General features: G+C 50.9%; 26 protein-coding genes, 4 tRNA genes and 1 riboswitch. Of the genes, 8 read left to right on the top strand and 22 right to left on the bottom strand.

The features are described from left to right. Positions 1 to 62 precede the first annotated feature (62 nt). The 12 genes from rplL to KDM87_RS02085 all read right to left on the bottom strand — a co-directional run bounded on the left by rplL (position 63) and on the right by KDM87_RS02085 (position 6,060). A complete protein-coding gene (gene rplL / locus KDM87_RS02140; protein WP_186886085.1) occupies positions 63 to 437 on the bottom strand; it encodes a 50S ribosomal protein L7/L12 in 375 nt (124 codons plus the stop codon). 57 nt (positions 438 to 494) lie between these two features. After that, a complete protein-coding gene (gene rplJ, locus KDM87_RS02135) occupies positions 495 to 992 on the bottom strand; it encodes a 50S ribosomal protein L10 (RefSeq protein ID WP_212677564.1) in 498 nt (165 codons plus the stop codon). 292 nt (positions 993 to 1,284) lie between these two features. Beyond that, positions 1,285 to 1,977 (bottom strand): 50S ribosomal protein L1, encoded by a 693-nt coding sequence (gene rplA, locus KDM87_RS02130; RefSeq protein ID WP_186886083.1) that lies wholly within the window; start codon positions 1,975 to 1,977, stop codon positions 1,285 to 1,287. Then, positions 1,977 to 2,408 carry a 50S ribosomal protein L11 gene (gene rplK / locus KDM87_RS02125; RefSeq protein WP_186886082.1) on the bottom strand — a complete coding sequence of 144 codons (432 nt, stop codon included), beginning with the start codon at positions 2,406 to 2,408 and terminating at the stop codon, positions 1,977 to 1,979. Before rplK ends, rplA begins: the two co-directional genes overlap by 1 nt. Before the next feature lie 123 nt (positions 2,409 to 2,531). Next, positions 2,532 to 3,125 (bottom strand): transcription termination/antitermination protein NusG, encoded by a 594-nt coding sequence (gene nusG, locus KDM87_RS02120; RefSeq protein WP_212677563.1) that lies wholly within the window; start codon positions 3,123 to 3,125, stop codon positions 2,532 to 2,534. Beyond that, complete coding sequence (gene secE / locus KDM87_RS02115; protein ID WP_212677562.1) at positions 3,125 to 3,508, bottom strand: preprotein translocase subunit SecE; 384 nt, start codon at positions 3,506 to 3,508, stop codon at positions 3,125 to 3,127. The genes nusG and secE overlap by 1 nt, the downstream gene beginning before the upstream one ends. Positions 3,509 to 3,546: 38 nt before the next feature. Next, a tRNA-Trp gene (locus tag KDM87_RS02110) sits at positions 3,547 to 3,622 on the bottom strand. A 73-nt stretch (positions 3,623 to 3,695) separates the two neighbouring features. Continuing rightward, positions 3,696 to 4,886 (bottom strand): elongation factor Tu, encoded by a 1,191-nt coding sequence (gene tuf / locus KDM87_RS02105; RefSeq protein ID WP_186896239.1) that lies wholly within the window; start codon positions 4,884 to 4,886, stop codon positions 3,696 to 3,698. Positions 4,887 to 4,960: 74 nt separating this feature from the next. Further along, positions 4,961 to 5,035, bottom strand: a tRNA-Thr gene (locus KDM87_RS02100). A gap of 32 nt (positions 5,036 to 5,067) precedes the next feature. Continuing rightward, positions 5,068 to 5,141: transfer RNA gene (locus KDM87_RS02095), tRNA-Gly, on the bottom strand. A 39-nt stretch (positions 5,142 to 5,180) separates the two neighbouring features. Continuing rightward, a tRNA-Tyr gene (locus KDM87_RS02090) sits at positions 5,181 to 5,265 on the bottom strand. 72 nt (positions 5,266 to 5,337) lie between these two features. Next, positions 5,338 to 6,060, bottom strand: coding sequence for an MgtC/SapB family protein (locus KDM87_RS02085; RefSeq protein WP_212677561.1), 723 nt, complete (start codon positions 6,058 to 6,060; stop codon positions 5,338 to 5,340). Between the two features lie 178 nt (positions 6,061 to 6,238). Further along, positions 6,239 to 6,367: riboswitch (yybP-ykoY riboswitch) on the top strand. A gap of 13 nt (positions 6,368 to 6,380) precedes the next feature. Between KDM87_RS02085 and KDM87_RS02080 the strand changes: the two genes are divergently transcribed. From KDM87_RS02080 to KDM87_RS02070, 3 genes are read left to right on the top strand one after another with little or no spacing between them, the layout of a single operon-like run. Next, positions 6,381 to 7,031 carry a TMEM165/GDT1 family protein gene (locus KDM87_RS02080; RefSeq protein WP_329604878.1) on the top strand — a complete coding sequence of 217 codons (651 nt, stop codon included), beginning with the start codon at positions 6,381 to 6,383 and terminating at the stop codon, positions 7,029 to 7,031. 10 nt (positions 7,032 to 7,041) lie between these two features. After that, positions 7,042 to 7,413 (top strand): arsenate reductase family protein, encoded by a 372-nt coding sequence (locus KDM87_RS02075; protein ID WP_212677560.1) that lies wholly within the window; start codon positions 7,042 to 7,044, stop codon positions 7,411 to 7,413. Beyond that, positions 7,406 to 8,209: a hypothetical protein gene (locus tag KDM87_RS02070; RefSeq protein WP_212677559.1), complete on the top strand. Its 804-nt coding sequence runs from the start codon at positions 7,406 to 7,408 to the stop codon at positions 8,207 to 8,209. The genes KDM87_RS02075 and KDM87_RS02070 overlap by 8 nt, the downstream gene beginning before the upstream one ends. A gap of 30 nt (positions 8,210 to 8,239) precedes the next feature. Here the strand turns inward: KDM87_RS02070 and KDM87_RS02065 are convergent, their stop codons facing one another. From KDM87_RS02065 to KDM87_RS02045, 5 genes are all read right to left on the bottom strand, one after another. After that, positions 8,240 to 8,884, bottom strand: a complete 645-nt coding sequence (locus KDM87_RS02065) for a LysE family transporter (protein ID WP_212677558.1) — start codon at positions 8,882 to 8,884, stop codon at positions 8,240 to 8,242. A 102-nt stretch (positions 8,885 to 8,986) separates the two neighbouring features. Then, positions 8,987 to 10,540 (bottom strand): HDOD domain-containing protein, encoded by a 1,554-nt coding sequence (locus tag KDM87_RS02060; protein WP_212677557.1) that lies wholly within the window; start codon positions 10,538 to 10,540, stop codon positions 8,987 to 8,989. A 100-nt stretch (positions 10,541 to 10,640) separates the two neighbouring features. Continuing rightward, on the bottom strand, positions 10,641 to 12,275 hold the full coding sequence (locus tag KDM87_RS02055) for a tetratricopeptide repeat-containing response regulator (protein ID WP_212677556.1): 1,635 nt from the start codon (positions 12,273 to 12,275) through the stop codon (positions 10,641 to 10,643). A 205-nt stretch (positions 12,276 to 12,480) separates the two neighbouring features. Then, positions 12,481 to 12,678 carry a DUF2905 domain-containing protein gene (locus tag KDM87_RS02050; RefSeq protein WP_186883809.1) on the bottom strand — a complete coding sequence of 66 codons (198 nt, stop codon included), beginning with the start codon at positions 12,676 to 12,678 and terminating at the stop codon, positions 12,481 to 12,483. 112 nt (positions 12,679 to 12,790) lie between these two features. Next, positions 12,791 to 13,963: a class I SAM-dependent methyltransferase gene (locus tag KDM87_RS02045; RefSeq protein WP_212677555.1), complete on the bottom strand. Its 1,173-nt coding sequence runs from the start codon at positions 13,961 to 13,963 to the stop codon at positions 12,791 to 12,793. Between the two features lie 45 nt (positions 13,964 to 14,008). Here KDM87_RS02045 and KDM87_RS02040 point away from each other — a divergent pair, with 45 nt between their 5' ends. The 3 genes from KDM87_RS02040 (at position 14,009) to ttcA (ending at position 16,271) form a co-directional block, all read left to right on the top strand. Then, positions 14,009 to 14,806: an SDR family oxidoreductase gene (locus KDM87_RS02040; protein WP_212677554.1), complete on the top strand. Its 798-nt coding sequence runs from the start codon at positions 14,009 to 14,011 to the stop codon at positions 14,804 to 14,806. Between the two features lie 98 nt (positions 14,807 to 14,904). After that, positions 14,905 to 15,303 (top strand): dihydroneopterin aldolase, encoded by a 399-nt coding sequence (locus KDM87_RS02035; protein ID WP_186896232.1) that lies wholly within the window; start codon positions 14,905 to 14,907, stop codon positions 15,301 to 15,303. Positions 15,304 to 15,311: 8 nt separating this feature from the next. After that, positions 15,312 to 16,271: a tRNA 2-thiocytidine(32) synthetase TtcA gene (ttcA, locus tag KDM87_RS02030; RefSeq protein ID WP_212677553.1), complete on the top strand. Its 960-nt coding sequence runs from the start codon at positions 15,312 to 15,314 to the stop codon at positions 16,269 to 16,271. 75 nt (positions 16,272 to 16,346) lie between these two features. Here ttcA and KDM87_RS02025 read toward each other — a convergent pair whose 3' ends face one another. After that, positions 16,347 to 17,225, bottom strand: coding sequence for a pirin family protein (locus KDM87_RS02025; protein ID WP_212677552.1), 879 nt, complete (start codon positions 17,223 to 17,225; stop codon positions 16,347 to 16,349). A 38-nt stretch (positions 17,226 to 17,263) separates the two neighbouring features. After that, entirely contained in the window at positions 17,264 to 17,866 is a 603-nt protein-coding gene (locus KDM87_RS02020; RefSeq protein WP_212677551.1) for an FMN-dependent NADH-azoreductase, read from the bottom strand. Positions 17,867 to 18,048: 182 nt separating this feature from the next. Here KDM87_RS02020 and KDM87_RS02015 point away from each other — a divergent pair, with 182 nt between their 5' ends. Then, positions 18,049 to 18,960, top strand: coding sequence for a LysR family transcriptional regulator (locus KDM87_RS02015; RefSeq protein ID WP_212677550.1), 912 nt, complete (start codon positions 18,049 to 18,051; stop codon positions 18,958 to 18,960). 235 nt (positions 18,961 to 19,195) lie between these two features. On the opposite strand, the gene KDM87_RS02010 is transcribed toward KDM87_RS02015, so the two are convergent. The 3 genes from KDM87_RS02010 to hmgA form a co-directional block, all read right to left on the bottom strand. After that, positions 19,196 to 19,630: a YidB family protein gene (locus KDM87_RS02010; protein ID WP_212677549.1), complete on the bottom strand. Its 435-nt coding sequence runs from the start codon at positions 19,628 to 19,630 to the stop codon at positions 19,196 to 19,198. Between the two features lie 213 nt (positions 19,631 to 19,843). Next, positions 19,844 to 21,175 (bottom strand): fumarylacetoacetase, encoded by a 1,332-nt coding sequence (gene fahA, locus KDM87_RS02005; protein ID WP_212677548.1) that lies wholly within the window; start codon positions 21,173 to 21,175, stop codon positions 19,844 to 19,846. A 44-nt stretch (positions 21,176 to 21,219) separates the two neighbouring features. Next, on the bottom strand, positions 21,220 to 22,521 hold the full coding sequence (gene hmgA / locus KDM87_RS02000) for a homogentisate 1,2-dioxygenase (RefSeq protein WP_212677547.1): 1,302 nt from the start codon (positions 22,519 to 22,521) through the stop codon (positions 21,220 to 21,222). 116 nt (positions 22,522 to 22,637) lie between these two features. On the opposite strand from hmgA, the gene KDM87_RS01995 reads away from it, so the two are divergent. Continuing rightward, positions 22,638 to 23,558, top strand: a complete 921-nt coding sequence (locus KDM87_RS01995) for a LysR family transcriptional regulator (RefSeq protein WP_212677546.1) — start codon at positions 22,638 to 22,640, stop codon at positions 23,556 to 23,558. Positions 23,559 to 23,584: the final 26 nt, after the last annotated feature.

Below are 23,584 nucleotides of genomic sequence, written 5' to 3'. Positions count from 1 at the left end.
CTCTTTCGAGAGGATTCCTGCCTTTGACTTCGGCAAATCCGTAGATTTGCCTTAATACTGTATTACTTAACGTCGACTTTAGCGCCAGCTTCTTCAAGCTTTTTCTTAGCGGCTTCAGCGTCAGCTTTAGCAACACCTTCTTTAACTGCTTTAGGTGCGCCATCAACCAGATCTTTAGCTTCTTTCAAGCCCAGACCTGTGATTTCACGAACTGCTTTAATGACGCCAACTTTGTTCGCGCCAACTTCAGCCAGAATTACGTTGAATTCTGTTTGTTCTTCAGCAGCTGCAGCAGCACCGCCGCCAGCAGCAGGACCAGCTGCAACTGCAGCAGCGGACACACCAAATTTTTCTTCGAAAGCTTTAACCAGATCGTTCAGGTCCATTACGGACATCGCGCCTACGGCTTCCAGGATATCGTCTTTGCTAATTGCCATTTGAAACTCCAATTAATTAATTACATTGATACGGTATTTGACGGAAACATTACTGCATTAAGCAGCTTCTGCTTCTTTCTTTGCTGCCACGGCTGCCAGAGCACGTGCGAAAGCAGATACAGGAGCCTGCATCATACCTACGACTTGCGCCAACAATACTTCGCGGCTTGGGATGCTTGCCAATGCAACAACGCCAGCTTTATCCAGCGATTTGCCTGCATAGTTACCCGCTTTGATAACCAGTTTGTCATTGCTTTTTGCAAAGTCTTGAACGACTTTAGCAGCAGCAACAGCATCTTCCGAGATCGCGTAGATCAACGGACCGGTCATTTCAGAAGCGAGGCTGGCAAATGCAGTTCCCTCAACAGCGCGACGTGCGAGTGTGTTTTTCAACACGCGCATGTATACGCCTTGAGCACGTGCGTTAGCACGCAATTGCGTCAAATGACCGACCTGGATGCCACGATATTCAGCCACGACGATAGTCTGAGCAGTTGCTACTTTTGCAGAGACTTCAGCGACGACGGCTTTTTTGTCATTCAGATTGAGACTCACGGTCAACCTCCATTAATGATATTCAGTCTGCACATCAGGATGATGCACTTCCCTCACATCGTTTCGAACACGGCGTCCGAAGTTAGGAGTTTCACTGGGGGACCAGTAATCACTACAAAACTTGTTCGGGTACACCATCTGCGTTGGGTTCTGCAAATTGCTTTGCAGATGTTTAACTTGAAACAAAGTAACAAGCCCAACGGTCTTTGACACTCTGGATATCCTGATTACTCAAAATATCCAGCCCAAAGATACGCCTCATGCAATACAGCATGAGGACTTAATTTTTTACTTAACCGAGATTAGCGTGATCAACGCGTACGCCCGCACCCATCGTAGATGAGATAGAAATCTTACGCAGATAAACACCTTTGCTTGTCGCTGGTTTAGCTTTGTTCAGTGCATCGATCAGCGCAACCAGGTTGGATTTCAGATCGCCATCGGCAAAAGACTTACGGCCGATAGTGGTGTGAATGATACCTGCTTTGTCTGTACGGTATTGCACTTGACCTGCTTTAGCATTTTTAACTGCTGTCGCAACGTCAGGAGTCACAGTACCAACTTTTGGATTTGGCATCAGGCCGCGTGGCCCCAGAACCTGACCCAAAGTACCAACGATACGCATAGTATCTGGAGATGCGATCACAACGTCAAATGGCATATCGCCAGCTTTAACGCGTTCTGCCAAATCTTCCATACCAACGATATCTGCACCTGCTGCTTTAGCTTCTTCAGCTTTTGCGCCTTGTGCGAATACCGCTACACGTACTGTTTTACCTGTACCAGCTGGCAATACAACTGCACCGCGAACAACTTGGTCAGACTTCTTAGGATCAACGCCGAGTTGCACAGAAACGTCGATAGATTCGTTGAATTTTGCAGTAGCGCATTCTTTGATCAACGCGATAGCATTGTCAAATGGATACACTTTCAGACGATCTACTTTAGTTGCGAGCAACTTTGCTTTTTTAGATAACTTAGCCATTACAGACCCTCCACCGTGATGCCCATAGAGCGAGCGGAACCAGCGATAGTACGCACTGCTGCGTCCATATCGGCTGCTGTCAGATCTGCGCGCTTAGTAGTCGCGATCTCTTCAGCTTGCTTACGTGTGATGCTACCAACTTTATCAGTGTGAGGCTTAGCTGAACCTTTAGTGATACCTGCAGCTTTTTTGATCATGTAAGTTGCTGGAGGAGTCTTCATCACGAAAGTGAAAGACTTATCTGCAAATGCAGTGATCACGACAGGAATTGGCATACCTGGCTCAACACCTTGAGTCTGCGCATTAAATGCTTTACAGAATTCCATGATGTTCAAACCACGTTGACCCAGAGCTGGACCGATTGGTGGGGATGGATTTGCTTTACCAGCTGGCACTTGCAGCTTGATAAAACCAATAATTTTCTTTGCCATGTTGGCTCCTTCATTAATTGAGTGTTAGCGCCTGACAAGGCTATTCACTAAGCCAGGCTCCTCTGCTTACTTCTCAGTTTCAAAAAATTGCTTTTTTTTCGTACTGATCAACGACTGCTATTCTCAGACTTTTTCAACCTGAGCAAATTCCAACTCAACTGGTGTAGCACGACCGAAAATCGTCACTGTTACACGCACTTTGGATTTCTCGTAATTCACTTCTTCAACGTTTCCATTAAAATCAGTGAACGGACCTTCCTTAATACGCACAACCTCACCAACTTCATACAATACTTTTGGTCTTGGCTTCTCAACGCCATCCTGCATTTGCTGCAGAATTTTATCTACTTCATGCTGAGGAATCGGCGCAGGCTTATTCGACTTACCGCCAATAAAGCCAGTTACTTTACTGGTATTCTTCACCAGATGCCATGTGTCGTCCGTCATATCCATCTCAACGAACACATAGCTTGGAAATAAACGGCGCTCAGTCACTACTTTACGACCATTGCGAACTTCAATTACTTCTTCTGTTGGCACAAGAATGCGACCGAACAGGTCCTGCATTTCAGCGCGCTCAATACGCTCCACCAGAGCACGGTGGACACTTTTTTCCATGCCTGAGTAGGCATGAACTGCATACCATCTTTTAGCGCTTTTAGGTACAGACACCTCAGGTGCTGTACCTTGCTCGTTTTCCTGAATGTTATCGTTCATTATTTTTTCCATCCAAGAATTAGGTCATACAGCACAAACTCGAGAAACTTATCCGTCCCCCAGAGAAAGATCGCCATGACCAATACAAAACCAAACACCACTGCCGTAATCTGACCGGCTTCTTTGCGCGTAGGCCAGACAACCTTTTTTGTTTCACGAACAGATTCTTTTGCGAAATCAAAAAAATTACGACCAACTTCGGAAATCGCAAGCAGACCAACCGCAATAGCTAATCCCGCAAGAAGTGCAATAACACGAACCCAAGTCGACTGACCAGCGAGAATGTAAAAAGCAGCAATTCCAGAAACGACTGCAGCACCAGCCAGAATGACTTTATATTTGTCATTGGAGGTACTTACTGTTTGTACGGAATGATTAGACATACTTTTGATTTACTTTCGGTGCCCTGCGGCCTTGACGGTGGCAGGGGCGGTAGGAATCGAACCTACAACCTTCGGTTTTGGAGACCGACGCTCTGCCAATTGAGCTACACCCCTACATCTTAGAACCACTTGATAAGTACTGCGACCTTGGCAAGCCACAATACTTATTTCGAATGAACTTTAAAAATTACTCGATAATTTTAGCAACAACACCCGCACCAACAGTACGACCACCTTCACGAATCGCGAAACGGAGACCTTCTTCCATCGCGATCGGGTTGATCAGTTTGACTGTGATCGAGACGTTATCACCTGGCATAACCATTTCTTTGTCTGCTGGCAACTCGATCGAACCAGTCACGTCCGTTGTACGGAAGTAGAACTGTGGACGGTAGTTGTTGAAGAATGGTGTATGACGACCGCCTTCATCTTTCGACAAAACGTAGATCTCGCCTGTGAAATGGCTGTGTGGTTTGATTGAACCTGGTTTTGCCAACACTTGACCACGTTGGATGTCTTCGCGTTTTGTACCACGCAGCAGAACACCGACGTTATCGCCTGCCTGACCTTGGTCGAGCAATTTGCGGAACATTTCAACGCCAGTACATGTTGTTTTGACTGTGTCTTTGATACCGACGATTTCGATCTCTTCGCCAACTTTGATGATACCGCGTTCGATACGACCAGTTACCACTGTACCGCGACCAGAGATGGAGAAGACGTCTTCTACTGGCAACAGGAAGGCGCCGTCAACAGCGCGTTCTGGTGTTGGGATGTAAGTATCCAATGCATCAGCCAGTTTCAGGATCGCTTCTTCGCCCAATGGACCTTTGTCGCCTTCGAGCGCCAGTTTTGCGGAACCTTGGATGATCGGCAGATCGTCGCCTGGGAATTCATATTTGGACAGTAATTCACGTACTTCCATTTCAACGAGTTCCAGCAATTCAGCGTCATCAACCATGTCGCATTTGTTCAGGAAAACGATGATGTATGGAACACCAACCTGGCGAGCCAACAGGATGTGCTCACGTGTTTGTGGCATTGGACCGTCTGCTGCGGAGCAAACCAAGATCGCGCCGTCCATCTGAGCAGCACCAGTGATCATGTTTTTAACATAGTCAGCATGGCCTGGGCAGTCAACGTGAGCGTAGTGACGTGTTGCTGTTTCGTATTCAACGTGGGCAGTATTAATTGTAATACCGCGTGCTTTTTCTTCTGGTGCTGCGTCGATTTCGTCGTATTTCTTCGCTTCGCCACCGAATTTTGCAGACAATACTGTTGCAATCGCTGCTGTCAATGTTGTTTTACCGTGATCAACGTGACCAATTGTACCTACGTTGACGTGCGGCTTGGTGCGTTCGAACTTACCTTTTGCCATTTTGGACTCCTAACGATTTTATGAGATACTCAGGCACGCGCCCGACGACTTCAGACTTGAAACACCAGCTTACATGGTGCCCTTGACGTGGATTGAACACGTGGCCTCTCCCTTACCAAGGGAGTGCTCTACCACTGAGCTACAAGGGCAGCTTAGTCTGCACAAAGCCATGCAAAATAACTGGAGCGGGTGAAGGGAATCGAACCCTCGTCATAAGCTTGGAAGGCTTCAGCTCTACCATTGAGCTACACCCGCAGGGGCTACCACTTCAGCCGCAATACAAATTCTTTCCTATGGTGGAGGGGGCTGGATTCGAACCAGCGTACTCAGAGAGAACAGATTTACAGTCTGTCGCCTTTAACCACTCGGCCACCCCTCCATAGGGAACTCAGAACTATAGAGATCCGAACCTCTGATGTCAAGAGCTATTTAAAAAAATTGTCGAAAATAGTCAATTCCGTGCATGTGACAACTGGAAAGACTCAACACCGTCAAATTTTTCGAAGTCCTGAGATAAGACACTGATTGGCAGCGCAAGCTTTTTATCCATTGCGACGGCAACAAAACGCCATTCGAGGGCACCGTTACTCTGTGCAATCGCCAACGTACCACTGGCCATTTCATAACCGCGCCTCAAGGCCATTTCAGCCATTGTTTTCTCCTCCGGCGAAAATCCCTTTTTAAAGCGTATCGTAATCACAATTGCCGCTTGCGAAGGTAACCACGATTCAAGACGATGTACCCACACCATGCAAGCGGCCGACAAAAGTGCCAACAGGATTGCCGCAGCGTAAAAACCTACTCCGACTAAAACACCGATTGCGGATGACGCCCAGACCGAAGCCGCCGTCGTCAAGCCACTGATAGTGAATCCTTCCTTCATAATCACACCGGCACCGAGGAAACCGATACCGGTAACGATTCCCTGAATAATCCTGGTCGGATCAAGCGCGACCGGCACTATCGCCCGGCCGCCGTACCAGAAGTCAGGGTAGCCAGCAATCACGACCAACGCTGCGGAAGCCATGCATACCAACCCGTAAGTCCGCATACCTGCGGCACGTCCATGATAAGAGCGCTCATAACCAACGACGAATCCCAGTAACATCGCGCCAGCCAGATTTAAGAAGATGATGATGTTGGCGTTCAGCTCAGCTGGCGACCAGAAACTCATGAAATGACTCAGGTAACTTCCCATAACGCCCCACAAATGATGTAAATCATTTTTTAGTTTATCAACGATCAGTCTGCGGCGGAAAGCAATTTACGCTACCTGTGTAGGATATCCGGGTAAAAATCAGTTCCCTTTTTCAAACCTATCATCCGCAAGCGACTATGCAGTATAATTCGCGCTCACATTCATTGGGGAGTAGCCTGCTTCAGCGTTGCTGAAGAAATCGCATCAACATACTTGACTCAACAGTCATGGTGCGATTGATCCTGTTATCAGCAATGGATCAGCGATGATCTGCGCGGGATTTGGCAAGACCTTTGATGGTTGCACTTCTGTTACCGGAGATCGGGCGGAGTGTTGCTGTCATTGGTTATCAGCGCCCGATCTCAATAAAAATCATGGAAGCTTTCCTCGTCTCTGCTCTGGCCGTCACCGTTGGCGAAATTGGTGACAAAACACAATTGCTCGCCTTATTACTGGCAGCGCGCTATAAAAAACCCATCCCTATCATTCTCGGCATATTGATTGCGACCTTAGCCAATCATGCTCTGGCCGGATTACTGGGCCAATGGGTTGCCACTAATATTCCATCCACTTTGTTACGCTGGGCGCTGGGTTTATCTTTTCTGGCGATTGCGGCCTGGACACTGAAACCTGATGAAATGGAAGATGAAGGCCTGAGTGAAGGAAAATACGGTGTCTTCGCGCTGACCTGCATCACATTCTTTATAGCGGAAATTGGTGATAAAACACAGCTGGCAACAGTCGCACTGGCAGCAAAATACTCGAATCTCACTCTGGTCATCGCCGGCACCACGCTGGGTATGCTGATTGCAGATATTCCTGCGGTATTTTTAGGGAAAATCGCAGCGCCGAATTTTCCCTTCAAAATAGTCCGCTGGATAGCTGCGGGCGTATTCGCTATTCTTGGCGTTTTGGTGCTGATGGGTATCGGCGATCGTTTTTTATAAAGAGAAAGAAATGCTGACGATTTATCATAATCCGCGTTGTTCAAAATCCCGCGAAGCACTTGCGATACTTGAATCTGCCTGCGCTGAACACGCGCAGGAATTGCAGGTCATTGATTACCAAAAAACACCACTGTCCATCGAACAATTAACGATGCTGCTGGAACAACTCGGCGGCAATGTGCAACAGATGCTGCGTAATACCGAAGAAGAATATGTCGCTAAAAATTTAGCAAGCGCCGACGTTGCCACCGCTCTGCAAGCCATCGTGGAATGCCCTAAGTTACTGCAACGTCCTATCGCGACATTCAATGGAAAGGCGGTCATAGGGCGTCCGCCAGAGCAAGTGCTGGATCTATTTAAGGAAATGTCATCACATGAGTGAATTTAAACTTGCCGCTGGCAGTATCGTCAAATTCGGCTGCACGACAACACAGCTGTACCCGATGTTAAGAAATGGTATCGCGATGACTAGCGTGCGCCAGGGTTTGCAAGATGCTGCTGCCACAGCAACACCGGGCATCATGATAGGCGAGTTGATGGCCTACTTCGCGGCGTGCGCAGATTTCTGCAATAACACCGGCGCTGTCCATCACGCACATCAGGACATCATGGCAGCTTTTGTGCAGGCATTGCAGACTGAGCTGGGCGAGAAGCCACAAATGCCCGAGCTGGAAAATATTGCCAGTGAAACCGGCTTACCGGTCGTGCTGGAAATTGTGCTCGGGGAAGATTGTGTCGTGCAGGCAGACATGCATTTCGTCAGTGAAGGCGAAGCTGAAAAAAGCTGGAAACTCTGGCGCAGTGGTTCTTTGCAACGAGAAGGCGGGATTCCGGCGAGTTGGATCAAGCAATTTTATTTTCCACGATTGCTCGATTACCGTGATATCAGCACGGCCAGAAATCCACGCAGTCTGGAACAAACCACCGATACAGCACTGATGGTCGGCGGCCTGATGCAATCGTGGCACAAAGACACACCGGCAGATTTGCTGAATGCGTTTAACAAGCAATATGGTCGAATTAATTTCTCTCAGCGCAGTCAATTTGATGAAACATCGCTGGAGCGCTTCTTTAATCTGAATGCCATGCTGGACCCGGCAACCCGCTTGTTAAATCAGATGACCATCTGGCAAGACATTGACTCTCTCGCCAAGAAACAAGGTATAGAGCTGAACTGACGCAAATCAGTTCGATACTCAGTTGGATAATCAGTTGGACGGGCTGCGTTTGACGAAAAACAGCGCAGCCCCAATCGCCATCAGTATCCCGCCGAAAAAGCGGTTCTGGCTTTTTAACCAGCGCGGATCGCTGAAATATCTTTGCATGGTCGAGGCAGCATACGCATAACTATGCATTACGATCAGATCGACCCCGCACATAGTCACGCCGAGTATGCAAAGCTGCGGCAACAACGGTGCATCATGCGAAATAAATTGCGGTAACACCGCCACCATAAAAATGATGCCTTTAGGATTCGTCGTATTTGTAAAAAATCCTGTCAGGAAACGTCGGCGTGCAGTGGGCAACTGCGTCAGCGTGAGGTTTTTTTCTTCTTCCTTCACCACTTCAACCCGCGCACGCCATTGATTAAATCCAAGATAAATCAAATATAGCGCACCAACGATTTTAACGATGTTAAACGCGAATTCTGACGCCAACAGAATCGAGCCCACCCCTGCCCCTGCAATCGCCAGAATCAGCAACAAACCAGCCTGCAAGCCCAGTATCGTTGTACTGGCTTTTTTGACGCCGTAATTCAGCCCATGCGACATCGATAACACCGCACCAGAACCAGGGGAAATAGCGATCACACAAGCGGCAATCAGAAAGGCAAACCAGGTAGAAAAAGTCATGATCATCAATAGCGACAAGCGCTGAAATTAAACTGCTAAAAAAATACAAAAACTATTGTAGCCGCTGCACCGCAATCAGCCGCAGATCGTCGAATAAAAAACTCAGCCACGCATCATCGCGGCGAGTAACTGGCTTTTTAAGGTCTTGATCAAAGCGGTTTCATCTGGCGGTACGCCTTCATCCGCGGTGGTCGCACGATCCGCATAAAACAAGCCTAAAGGCTTCTTTTGTATGACCAGCGGCAAAATAATAAAACTACGCGCGTCCGGCAATAACTCCTGATGCCATACTGGTAATAGACTACGGATTTTTGGCACCATCGCATCCGAAATCATTACGTCAGCATTATTATTTAAGGCCAGCGCAAATAAATCAGATTCGGATTTAGCGCCGAAGAAAAAGTTTTTTTGTCGTTCGGCATAATGTTCACCAACCGCCAGGCGCGCGACATAACGCCCGCTGCTGACATCGCGCAAACAGACTGTGGCAAAACGAAATCCCATGCTGGTGTACAAGGTTTCAAGTACCAGCAAGATCAGATCATTGAGCTTATAGTCGTCGGAGGTCAGCATCTGCGTCACATCCTGCACGCCGGTCAACAACAGATCGCGCGCGTTGTGCGGTTTCCCGCTGGGGTAACGAATCGCTTCCTGCGCGGGCGTAACATCGGTGGTCTTCAGCAAAAATTCACTCGGAACACCCTGTGCTTTCAATAAATCTGGCGCTTCCTGGCCCGTCTCTGGTAACGCAATATCCATGCTCTTCGCCATCTGGCGGGTCTCAGCTTCGACTTTGAGCAACAAATCGTCCAGCATCGCCTGATCCAGCTCCAGCACTTTACCGAAGCGCTTCAGCAATTTTTCATAACGGGCAGATTTATCACCGACACCCGAAATCAGAATACCGGCCAGCGCATCGCTGAAGCTCGCCACTTGTTTCAGCCATTCATTACGTTGCGTGCTCTTGCGCAGCTCGCCTGAGGGCAACGGTGCCATCGCCTGAATAATCGCGTCCGGAATTTTCCAGCCTTGCAACGCCAGCTCACCAAAACGCTCGAAGCTACAGCCGAGCAACAAGACCGATGCCGCATCCTCACTGGTTTCCCCGGTGGCAGCAACATTCTGGATACGCGAAAATAATCCGTGGTCAAACGAGGCAATCAGAACTTTGCCGACATTTTTGAACAAGGAAGCAACCGCCGCTTCTTCGCCATCCTGAAAACGCCCGCGCTGCGCTATTTCGCGGCCGATAATACTGGCACACAAAGAATGAATCAGCTCTTTACGTACGCTGATCGCCTGCGCCTGATCTTTGAAAAAATCGACCAGCAACATCGCCAGTGCGCTGGTTTTAACGGTATTAAATCCGAGCAGAAATATCGAGCGTGAAATGGTCGTCACCGCGGCACCAGCCGCAGTCCGGTATTGCACCGTATTCGCCAATCGCAAGATTTTTTGCGTCAGGCCGACATCCGACAAAACAAAATGCGCGAGACGCGACACCGAATCTTCGCCAGACGAAGTAATTTCAACGACTTTCGCGATCGCGACACCCAGTGTCGGTAAATCGTTTTCGTCTCTGATTTTTTTTAATAAGCGTTCGCGATGCGACTCAAGGGGAATCTGAGAAAAACCTGCTGTTGGATAAGTTGCCATAGTTCCTGCGTGTGCAGCCAATGAATTCGACAAGATACTGTGCGACTCCTGCCTGCCGTTCGATCAATCGCCGATACGGCTGGCAGATATGGCAATCGATCTAATTTTTTGTAAAACGACTGATACTCAAACCGTATTTCTTCTGCAGTTCATCATATAAGCCCCGAATCGCTTTCAGACGCGGATTCATAGGATCAAGATGACGTGCAGATTCGATCAGCGCCTTTGCCTGCTCGCCGATCGCATTGTCCCAGCCAAGATTTTCCAGACATTTCAATGCTGCCAGCGCGGCATTCATCACCACCTGTGAGTTGTCCGGTGATTTACGGGCAGCGGCCGTCATCAGCTCGACAGAGCCACGGAAATCGCCCTGCTTCGCTTTTTGCACACCCAGCGCCACCAGATCCATGACTTCTTTCTGGCTGCGCTGCGCCAGCTCTTTCGCCAGATGCCCTTTGCCGGCGCTTTCAAACACGCCCATTGCCTTGTTCATGACCTGCTGGTTACTCGCCGCATTTTTCATCACGTCGAGAATAATTTCGGAAGCCGCGTCTTCATTATCGTTATCAAGGCAACTCTTCGCCAGACCAATCTTGGCACCGGTCGATAAACCGATGTCTTCGCGTGAGGCTTCAACGGCGGCACCGAGTTCTTCGGTCAATCTCGCGTCACCGGTTTTGGCATGCACCATCGCATTTGAAATCGCGCGGCAGGCCGCAGTCTTTTTCAGTCCGACCATGCTTCTGTCCATGTCGCGGATCACCGATTTGGCCTGATCGGTATCGCCTTTTTTGACCAGCGCATCCACCAGATTCATGTGATCTTCAGGATCACGGAATTCAGAAAATTTCGCCTTGCTGACGACTTTTTTAAATACGTTTTCTGCAGTTTCTATGTCGCCGGTTTCCATTGCAATCCGCCCCAGATTACGTAAGCGGCGTACGCCATGCGGCGAGACAGCGACCGCCGTATCCAGCACTTCTTTCGCTTCGGGAAGCTGGCCGACCATCTCATGTGTCTTGGCAAGCCAGTCATACGCGTCCATGTACTTATTGTTTTCTTCCACCAGATTTTTCAGGATGCTTTCCGCTTCCTGATATTTTCCTTGCATGTAAAGGGTTTTCGCCAGACCCAGGCGCGCCCAGGCAACCGCTCTCATTTCAAACAGCTGGGTGTACAGCGCTTCGGCTTCTGCGGCTTCGCCCAGCACCACATGAAGTTCAGCGCGCAGGCGCATGAAATCAATCAGATAGCGTGGATATTCACGTTCACCGTGATGGGTAGCGGTAATGGCTTCACTCACCTCGCCCTGTTCCATCAGGTTATACACATCGACAAAGGCTTTGCGTTTTTCCAGAGCGCGAACCACACGTTCCAGCAGCATGTCGGCAGTAAATGGCTTGAGCAGATAATCAGACGGGGCAAGTTCAGCGGCGCTGACGACCTTGGCGTAAGAGCGCTCGGCCGTCACCATGATAAAGATGGTCGATAAAGGCGCAAGCTTGTGATGGCGCATGTCTTCCAGCAATTGCTGACCATCCTGACCGACACCGAGATCGTATTCACACAGAATCAAATCGAATACTTTTGCCTGTATGGTCCGCACTGCCGTACCGGCAGTCAGCGAGTGCTCGATTTTTGTAATGCCACACAGATTGAGCATGTTGTGCAAACTGACCCGCATTCCCTGATGCGGCTCAATGAGCAATGCCCTGATTTCGCTGAGTTCGCTCATTTCTACCTTTAGCGTAATTTTTTGTTTGTAATCGCTAGTAAGACATATCAGATAGCAATGCTGATATATAAGTGCGGCAAGCGCCTGATTGCTGCCACATCTTTCGATTCATTATATTAAAGTGACGGCGCAATAGCGTAAAAACTTTAATCGGCTGAGACGGCTCAAACAGTGTAAAAGCGGCATTTTTTCTGCGCTGTTGCTGTCACTTGAAGACGCGCGCCAGCAACAACACGACCAGCGAAATCAATATCGTCGAGGCAAACGGAAAAGAAAAATCACGGCCAAATAAGCGAAAACGAAGATCGCCGGGCAAGCGGCCTATGCCCAGTTTTTCCAGCCAGGGCAGCAGGCTGGAAAACACCACGACGGCCAGAAATATCGTCAATACCCAGCGAAACATCAGATACTCCCCCCTGTTTTCATAAAAAACCCCTTTATGTCCTTATAAACACTGGGCTTCAAAATATACTCCCCCCAGTATATTTGACGCCTATTTTCACATCTGTACGCGATCAAAGTCGATGGCTGCGGTCGTGCCGCAGTAAGTTGTCAGGAAGATCAACCCCGCTGCCGATCACAAGGACCTTAAACAACTCGCCCATTTCTGCCGGAGAAATCAGTTTTTGCAATGCGTTGGCCTGCGGCAGATATGCCTTCACCTCTTCCGGCGAGGTACGGCTGAGGATGTCTGCAATGCCGGATTCGAGTAAAAAACCGGCCTGACTGGTGTAGCTCAATACACACAAATTTTCCTCCAGCGCCGCGCGTGCCATGGCAGTAAAGTCAACATGAGCGGTAATGTCTTGCAAGCCTGGCAAATAAAACGGATCGGGATGCGCGTGATGGCGGTAGTGGCACATCAGGCTGCCCTGCGAGCGCTGCGGATGGTAATACTCGTGCGCAGGAAAACCGTAATCGATCAGGATCGCCGCGCCACCTTTACCGGTCTCTGCGCAACCGGCATTCAGCATCTGTGCCAGGCTGCGCATGAAGCCGTTAGCGACCGCATGCACTTCCGTCAGGTAGCCAACGGGCAGCTCGTCCGCATCTGGAATCTGCGTGCAGATTGCGGCGTCGCAAGCGCGTTCGCAGTATTGCAAAGGCGCAGCAGCATCATCCGCCAGCGCCACGCCGATCTCACACCAGCCATCAGCGGTCTTGCGCACCAGATCGACGGGCATCGCATCGAGCACTTCATTGCCCAGCACGACACCGGAAAACGCAGCCGGCATTTGCTGCAACCAGACCACCTGCGGAAAGTCTTTCAGCAAATCTTCCTGACGGGCGCGCAATTCGCCAGACAATTCCACGATAAAATAGCGTTCTATCGCGATGCCGGATAATTGACACTCCGTTAAAAAGTCTTTGGCGAGTTTGCCGGTACCAGCGCCGAATTCCATCACTTGCGCGGTGCTTTGTGTGAACAGCTTACCTGCCAGCGTTGCCAGCGTTGCACCGAATAAAGCAGACATTTCCGGGGCTGTTGTAAAATCGCCGTCTTTGCCTAATTTTGTGGCACCGCCGCTGTAATAACCCAGATCCGGCGCATACAAGGCCAGTTCCATGTAGCGCGAAAAAGGGATCCAGCCCTGATGTTGCCTGATGTCGTCAATGATGAGCTGTTGCAGTGCTTGTGAAGCCGCGAGTGCCTCCGGCGCTGGAATAGGAAGAGATAATTTTTGCATACCGGCATTGTAGTAAAAACCCCGTAGTCACGTTAAAGAATTTCCATGACCCAGACCAAGCTCAGCAATACCCAAGCGCGTGTTGCTCTCGTTACCGGCGGTGCAAAACGCATAGGGCGGCATATCGCCCTGACGATGGCGCAACAAGGCTGGGATATCGTTGTGCATTTCGGCACGTCAGCCACTGATGCCGCCAGCGTGGTGCAGGAAATTCAGGCGCTGGGGCGACACGCAGTGGCTTTGCAATGCGACCTGGCCGATGAAGCCGCGACGCGCGCTTTGTTACCGCAAGCGATTGCCGCGATGGGGGCGGTGCATTGTGTGGTGAACAACGCGTCCCTGTTTGCCGAAGACAGCGCCAGCAGTTTTACTTATGCCGCGCTCGACCGCCACATGCACGCCAATCTGGGCGCACCGCTGATATTGGCACAGGCACTGCACGCCGCCACTGCTGAAGGTCAACAAGCCTGCGTGATTAATTTGCTCGATCAGAAATTATTTAATCTGAATCCCGATTTTTTATCGTATACCCTGTCCAAAGCTGCACTACAATGCGCGACCACGACGTTGGCGCAGGCGCTGGCGCCGAAAGTACGGGTGGTTGGGATTGCCCCCGGAATCACGATGGTGTCCGGTCATCAGAGCGAGGCCGATTTTCAGCAGGCGCATCAAGTCACGCCGCTGGGTCGCTCCAGTACACCGGAAGATATTGCGCGCACAGTCTGTTTTGTGGCTGACAGCCCGGCCATGACAGGCACGACCCTGTTGGTTGATGGCGGCCAGCATTTAATTCCTTTGCAGCGCGATGTGATGTTTGTCGCCACTGCGAATAATACGAACTAAGATTAATACGAATAATACGTCGGCCTGGCGATACGCTTGCCGCAGCTTACCCGCCAATACGCTATCCAGAATCACGTTTTTACTTTATCAGGCTACTTATGCTATCCATTTTGCACCACCCACAACTCGCCGACTGCCGCCGCTTGTTTTTGCGGAATTACGAAGTATCGATCAATATCGGCGTGCACGAGTTCGAGAAAAAAGGCGAACAGCGCGTCATGATTAATGTCGATCTGTATATTCCGCTGGCACTCTCGACACCGAAAGACGATCAGCTCGATGAAGTCGTCGATTACGATTTCATGCGCGGCACGATTGCCGCCCGCGTTGCGCAGGGTCATGTGCATTTGCAGGAAACGCTATGTGACGACGTGGCTCGCATCATGCTGGCACATCCGCGCGTACGCGCTGTGCGTGTGTCGACCATGAAGCCAGATGTGTATCCCGATTGCGAAGGCGTCGGTGTTGAAGTATTCCAGATCAAAACAGAAATTTGAGTCATCCCATGCAAGTAACTAACGTCTCTTTCAATGAGCAGGCTGCCGACAGCAAGCAAGCGGCAGATAACGCTGCGACTAAATCGCAGGAAAAAATCACCTACGAAAACAATAAGCTGCACAAACGTCTATGCCGTCAGGTTGGCCAGGCGATAGGTGATTTCAATATGATAGAAGACGGTGACAAAGTCATGGTCTGTCTGTCGGGTGGCAAAGACAGTTATGCGCTGCTTGATATCCTGATGACGCTGCGTGAACGCGCGCCTATCCATTTTGATATCGTTGCGGTGAATCTGGATCAGAAGCAGCCTAACTTTCCGGCCGATGTCTTACCGGCGTATCTGGAAAAAATCGGTATTCCGTATCACATCGAAAATCAGGATACGTACAGCATCGTCAAGCGCCTGATCCCGGAAGGCAAAACCACCTGTTCGCTGTGTTCACGCCTGCGTCGCGGCATTTTGTACCGCGTTGCCGATGAACTGGGCGCGAATAAAATCGCGCTCGGCCATCACCGTGACGACATTCTGGAAACCTTTTTCCTGAATATGTTTTTCGGTGGAAAAATCAAAGGCATGCCAGCGAAATTACAATCCGATGATGGCAAACACATCGTGATCCGGCCAATGGCGTATGTCAAAGAAGCCGATACCGAGCGTTATGCGCAGGTCAAGAATTTCCCTATCATTCCTTGCGATCTGTGCGGTTCGCAAGAAAATCTGCAACGCAAACAGATCAAAAATCTGATGCGTGAATGGGATAAAAAATATCCGGGTCGCGTAGAGAATATTTTCTCGTCCTTATCAACCGTGGTGCCTTCTCATCTGATGGATAAAAATCTGTTCAACTTCACCGATCTGCAAATGAGTGGCGAAGCCAATCCTGACGGTGATATCGCGTTTGACGAAGAACCATGCGCTACGCCAGCCAGCGGCGTGATTCAACTGCATCTGGATCAGGACGATTAAGTCTTTTTCCCTGACAAAAAAGCGGACATGAAGTCAATTCATGTCCGCTTTTTTATTTTCTTTGCTGCGTTCGTTTCAGGCAAATTTTCCTTCGCGGAAATCGCTGATCGCCTTGAAGATTTCTTGCTGACTGTTCATCACAAACGGCCCGTACTGGACTATCGTTTCACCCAGCGGCTCACCGGCAATTAACAAGGCCCGGGTAGCCGTGGCGGCGCTGATGACAACACCATCCGCATCGGCTGCTTTTTTCAGGATCGCCATTCTTTGCTGCGGTACGGCTTTGCCCGCGACTTCCAGCTCACCTTCATACACGTACAAAAACGCGTTCGCGGTCGCGCTTAAATGCTGGCGGAATTGCGTACCGGCAGGCAGATGAATATCGAGATACAAAGGCTGCGTCACTTCGCGTTGCATCGCACCGGCAACGCCATGACTATGGCCAGCAATCACGCGCGCTTTCACGCCTTCTGCGGTCAGCAACTCAGGAATTTCCTCGCTCTGTATATCGCGATACCACGGCTCTATCATTTTGTCTTTGGCAGGCAGATTCAGCCATAACTGAAAACCCGCCATGCGACCTTCTTCCTGTTCCGGCAATTCTGAGTGAATCACGCCGCGCCCGGCGGTCATCCATTGCACACCACCGTTTTGCAGTAAGCCTTCATGCCCGGCACTGTCGCGATGACGCATGCGCCCGGTCAGCATATAGGTGATGGTTTCAAAGCCACGATGCGGATGATCGGGAAAACCACCGATGTAATCATCCGCCTCGTCGCTGCCGAACGCATCCAGCATCAGATAAGGATCAAGACGATACTGGAACGGCTGGGTCAGTACCCGCGTCAGTTTGACGCCAGCACCATCGGAGGTCGCCTGACCGGCAACCAGTTGTTCCACCACCCTTGACAGGCTGACGTTTTCTGTCTGCAGATCTGTATGTACAGTGCTCATCCTGATTCTCCTCTTTTAACTGATACGCCGGATAGCAATCAGGCTTTCAGTGCATCTTCAATTTGCTGTGTCGCTGAAGCGATCGCTGCCGCTTCTGCCTCTGCGCCCATCGCCAGACCTTCAGCGTAAATAAATTCCACATCGGTCATGCCGAGGAAGCCAAAGAAAGTTTTCAGATACGGCATTTGTGTGTCGTTCGGCGTATTGCGATACAAGCCACCGCGGGTCAGCACCACATACACTTTTTTACCGGTCAGCAAACCTTCTGGACCATTCGCTGTATAGCGGAACGTGACCTGGGCACGGGAAATCGCATCGATCCAGTTTTTCAGCTGGGACGAAATACCGAAGTTATACATCGGTGCGCCGAGCACGACCACATCTGCTGCCTGAATTTCTGCGATCAGCGCATCATCCTGAGCGACACGGGCCTGTTGCACTGCATTGCGCTGATCGGCCGGTGTGAACAAGGCTTGCAACGCTGCTTCGTCGAGTGCCGGATGTGGCGCATGACCCAGATCGCGCACGGTCAGGGCTGCACCGGGATTGGCTGCGAGCAAACGCTCGACCAGCACTTTAGACAAACGGTTGGAATGGGAACCTTCGGAACGGACGCTGGAATTGACTTGTAAGAGTTTCATTTTCTTGCCTTCGATAAAGTAGTTAAGGATCAGATGACCATGAACGTACTTTATATGTTCCAATCACATTTCAGAAGACCATAAATTGGATATCATTATCCCAAATATGGAACAATAGTATTGTTATCAGCCAGTTCCCCCCAAAAATTCACACACAAAATTCAGGCGAAAAGAGAACGACGATGCAACTGGAAGCGAATGATCTTTTACTGTTTGCCCGCATTGTGGCCGAAGGCAGTTTCAGCAAAGCGGCTGCCCGTTTAGCTGTGCCGAAATCGACTTTGTCACGCCGCATCACGGCGCTCGAATCGCAACTCGGTGAACGGCTGCTGCTGCGCACAACACGCAAACTCAGCGTCACCGAATTTGGCCAGCATGTCTTGCAGCACGCGCAGCATGTGCAGGAAGAAGTCGATGCAACTCTGGCGCTGACCCAGCATCGCCAGGCCGAACCATCGGGACGCCTGCGGGTTTCGATGCCCGCCGATTTTGCGAATCAGGAAATGAGCCAGTTTTTATCTGCGCTGATCGCTGCGCATCCGGCGATTGCGTTTGAAATTGATTTGTCGCCGCGCCGTGTTGACCTGATCGGCGAAAACTATGATGTCGCGATCCGCGCCGGCGATCTGCCGGACGATGCCTCGCTCGCAGCGCGCCGCCTGGCGGTATTCACAGTCGGCCTGTATGCGTCGCCCGCGTATATCGCGCGGCATGGCATTCCTAGCGAACCGGAAGCGCTGATGGAACACGATGCCTTGCTCCTGCTGGCGCGCAATGGCGAAGCAACGCCGTGGAAACTGAGCCGCAATGAAGAAAAATGGGAAGGCATTCCACCCGGACGCGCCAGTGCAAATTCGCCGGAACTGCTGACCCGCCTCGCGCGCAACGGCGATGGCATCATCATGCTACCGGATAATTTTGCCGAATGTTATGTGAAGTCGGGCGAACTGATGCGCATCCTCGGCGACTGGCAATCGCCGGATATCAAACTGTGGGCCGTGTTCCCCGGCCGCCGTCTGATGCCAGCGCGCACCCGCGTTTTTCTGGATGCCTTGCAACAGCAATTTGCCGGGGCTTGTCCGCCGAAAACTTAGTCTAAAAATACACAAAAAACCTGAAAAAATGAGGTTTCAAGGGGAGTATATGGCAATTTTGCCTTTATCTCCTTATAAACAAAGGGCTGTTAAAAATACTCCCCCCAGTATATTTTCACTCCTGACACTGAAAATAACTGAGCCTGTGAAACGATCAACGATTCACAGGCTCATATTGTGCAAAATTTCCCCTACGCAAAAAACACGGGGCGGCAGATCAGTCAGCCAAATGCGCTCAGCGGCTCATGCCCTTTAACATTCCCAACACACTGCCCAGCGTATCGCCCATCGCATTGCCTTCAGGCACAGTGCCGTCCGGGGTTAACTTGTCGACGACCTGAGGCAACAGCTCGGCCAGATGACCTGACACTTCCTCAGTGGAAAACCCAAATTTTTCAGCGATCGCCTGCACCTGTTCACTGCCAAGTACTGACTGCAACTGCTCAGCAGATATCGGTAGATTTTCACCGGTTGCGACCCACGAGGAAACCACGCCACCCAGCCCTTTTTCCTGAAATATGGTGATCAACCCGCTCAGACCGCCAATCTGCGGATTATTCATCAAACCGCCTATCGCCTCCAACAACCCCGCATGCGGCGTTGCGCCTGCCTGACCGGACTGCGTCAACGAGCCCAACACCTGTCCTGCGATTGAATCGAATAATCCCATCATCATCTCCTCAACTAAGCTACTAAACGCCTGAATGCCCATACATTCAGGATCTGACCAGATTTCCTTGCTTAGTATAAGCACAGATCAGCCAAATGAGCAGTAATTGGTTTCAGATCAGTTTCGGAACCGCATTACAAACAATGCTGACACTGGCGGCTGACAAGTGAACACGACGACACGCGCCCGACGAATACGATCTGCACCAAAACCTCAGCTTCTGGCTGGCAACAAAGTTCCGCTGACTTCGCCGAAACCTATGCGTGGCAGGCCTTGTTTTTGCGTCCAGCCGCGCAGGATGATGGTGTCGCCATCCTCCAGAAACAGCCTTTGTTCACCATTGTTCAGTGCAATCGGCTTTTTGCCGCCTTCGGTCAGTTCCAGCAGGGAACCTGCTTCTTCCGGTGCCGGGCCGGATTGGGTGCCGGAGCCGAGCAGATCGCCGGGATTGAGGTTGCAACCATTCACCGTGTGATGCGTGACGAGTTGCGCGACCGTCCAGTAAGAGTCGCGGAAATTCGATGTGGACAGGCGTTGCGGCGCGGCGCCGTCCGCCCGCATTTTTTCAGTTTGCAGCAAAACTTCGAGCTGAATATCAAACGCTCCGCTGTCGCGCAGATCGGGTGCGTCCAGATACGGCAAAGGTTGCGGGTCAGCTGCATCGCGTTGCCATGCCTGACGATATGGCGCCAGTGCTTCCAGCGTCACGACCCAGGGTGAAATCGTGGTGGCAAAATTCTTCGCAAGGAAAGGGCCGAGCGGCTGATATTCCCAGGCCTGCACATCACGAGCAGACCAGTCGTTCAACAAGCACAGGCCAAACACATGCGCTTCGGCCTGATCCATGCCAACCACATCGCCCAGCGCGTTACCCTGACCAATGAAAATGCCGATTTCAAGTTCGTAATCCATGCGCTTGGCCGGACCGAATACCGGTGTCTCTGCTGTCGGCGGTTTGGTTTGCGCGACCGGGCGACGAAATTGCTGGCCGGACACGCCTATCGACGAAGCGCGTCCGTGATAGCCGATCGGCACCCATTTGTAGTTCGGCAGTAAAGGATTATCGGGACGGAATAATTTGCCGACGGCGGTAGCGTGATGCAGCGAGGTGTAAAAATCGGTGTAATCGCCGATCTGCGCAGGTAAGGCATATTCCGCCGCGCTTTGCGGTAGCAGACAGTTTTGCAATGCCGCCAGATGTTTCGCATCAGCCCGTAATACACGTGATAAAGCCAGACGCAGTGCCGACCAGACCGGCGCGCCAAGTGCCATCAGCGCGTTCAGATGTGGTGCATTGACTGCCGCCGTAAAATGCCCGCCCTGCAATTCGGTATAGCCTGCAAATGCGTGTATTGCATGGGCTGCGGCCAGATCAAGAATCTGGTCACCGATCGCCACACCAATGCGGAAAGCCTGATGGCTGCCGTGGCGGCGAAATACGCCGAAAGGCAGATTCTGGATAGGAAAATCACTGTCAGGCTGATTCGCTGATACAACCCAGCTGCGCAGCTCGGGACTGTGGGTTTCATTCAATTGTATCGTCATGATGATGCTGTCTTTCACGCTTATTTTTACGCTTATTTTTACACTTATTGCGGATTGAAATTTTTTCTGATGCCTTGCCAGCATTGGTAATAATCCGCCTGCAATTGCGGCGAAGTCATGGCGGCGCGGGTCGGTTTGATGATGTTACGCGTTTCTATCATGAACGCCATCGTATCGGCGACTTTGTGCGGTGTGCTGGTGTCAATATTGCTGGCTTTTTCAAATGTCGCCGCATCCGGCCCGTGACCACTCATGCAGTTGTGCAGACTGGCCCCGCCAGGTCGGAAACCGGTCGATTTCGCATCGTACTGACCATGAATCAGCCCCATGAATTCACTCGCGATATTGCGATGGAACCAGGGCGGACGGAAGGTATTTTCCGCAGCCAGCCAGCGCGGCGGGAAAATCACGAAATCGATGGTATCAACGCCGGGCGTATCGCTGGGCGATTGCAGCACAAGGAAAATCGACGGATCAGGATGGTCGTAACTGATCGAACCGATGGTGTTGAAATGGCGCAGATCGTATTTGTACGGCGCGAAATTGCCATGCCAGGCGACCACGTCAAGCGGCGAATGGTCGATGTTTGCCGACCACAGATTGCCACTGAATTTGGCCAGCAATTCAAAATCACCTTCCTTATCTTCATACCAGGCGACCGGCGTCTGAAAATCGCGCGGATTGGCGAGACCATTCGAACCAATCACGCCAAGATCAGGCAAGCGGAACATGCTGCCAAAATTTTCGCAGACATAGCCACGCGCCTCGCCATCCGGTAACTGCACCTGAAAACGGATGCCGCGCGGAATCACGGCGATCTCTTGCGGCTCAATATTCATGAGGCCCAGCTCGGTGCGTATATGCAGGCGTCCTTGCTGCGGAATAATCAGTAATTCGGCATCTGCGTTGTAATAGAAACGCGTGCTCATGTCGCAATTCGCCGCATACAGATGAATTGCGCAGCCGCTCTGCGCATCGGCAGAACCATTGCCCGCCATCGTCAGCCAGCCATCAATAAAATCGGTGGGTGTCTGCGGCATGGGTTGCGGGTCCCAGCGCAGTTGATTCGGTGTCGACGGCATCTGACTGAAATCATTCGTCATATTGCCATTGCTGACTTGATGAAACGGCTGATGCATCGCTGCCGGGCGTATGCGATACAACCACGAACGGCGGTTTGCGTGGCGTGGTGCGGTAAACGCTGTGCCGGAAACCTGTTCGGCATACAAACCGTACGCACATTGTTGTGGTGAATTCTGGTGTTCCGGCAACGCACCAGCCAGTGTTTCGGTGGCAAATTCGTTCGCGAAACCAGTCTGGTAACGAAGGATATCTTGCATGCTCATAGCGCCATCCTGTCAGAAAATAGGGGAATTTCCGGCACTCTACTGCACGCAGGTGTTTTTTACGATATAAATACAGAAATACAGACCATTCATCAAATCAATAATAAGAGACACGCATGATAGAAGCCAAGGATATCGACCTGAATCTGCTGGTGGTGTTTCAGCATATTTTTGAAAGCAGACAGATTTCGCTGGTGGCGCGTCAGCTTGGCCTGTCACAACCGGCGGTCAGCAATGCGCTGGCAAGGCTGCGCCGCAGTTTTGATGATGAACTGTTTGTGCGTACTGCCAACGGTATGCAGCCAACGCCACGCGCCGAACAGCTGGCGGATTCCGTCACACTCGCACTCAGCCATATCACGCAGGCGCTGAATAGCGAAAATAGCTTTGACGCAGCCAGCTCGAAACGCCACTTCACCATCGCCATGACGGACGTGGGGGAAGTCTATTTCATGCCTTTGCTGGTGGAGGAATTGCTGCGGCGAGCACCGCAGATACAAATATCGACGGTACGTGCCGGCAGTATTGACCTGAAAACAGAGATGGAATCGGGTCGGGTCGATCTGGCAATCGGCGCGTTTGATGATTTATCGGATGCCTGGTTTCAACGCCGTTTATTCCGGCAAAACTATGTCTGCATGTTGCGGCAAACGCATCCGCTGGTCGGCAAGCCGTTGGAAATGAAGGAATTTGTCGCGGCACACCATCTGATTGTCGCTTCGCAAGAAGAGCCGTACATCAGTATTAATCAACGTCTGGAAAAAGCGGGCATTAATCCCAAAGCACAGTTTCAGGTGCCGCACTTTGTTGCTGTTCCGTATATCGTCAGCAGTAATGATTTGCTGGTAACCGTGCCGCGTAAGCTGGCAGAACGGGCCGCTGCCCCTTTTGGTTTGACGTATATCAAGCCGCCGCTGCGTTTGCCGGCGCTGCAAACAAATCTGTTCTGGCACCGCCGCTATCACCAGGACACCGGTAATCAATGGCTGCGCCAGTTTATTTGCGAACGTTTTGTCGAAACGGAAACGCTCAGTTGAAAATACTTCACCGCAAAACTGAAACG

Origin of the sequence: Cognatundibacterium rivi, assembly GCF_018139565.1 — a bacterium.
Classification (GTDB): domain Bacteria; phylum Pseudomonadota; class Gammaproteobacteria; order Burkholderiales; family Burkholderiaceae_D; genus Undibacterium; species Undibacterium rivi.
This window is presented reverse-complemented; position numbering and strand designations above follow the sequence as displayed.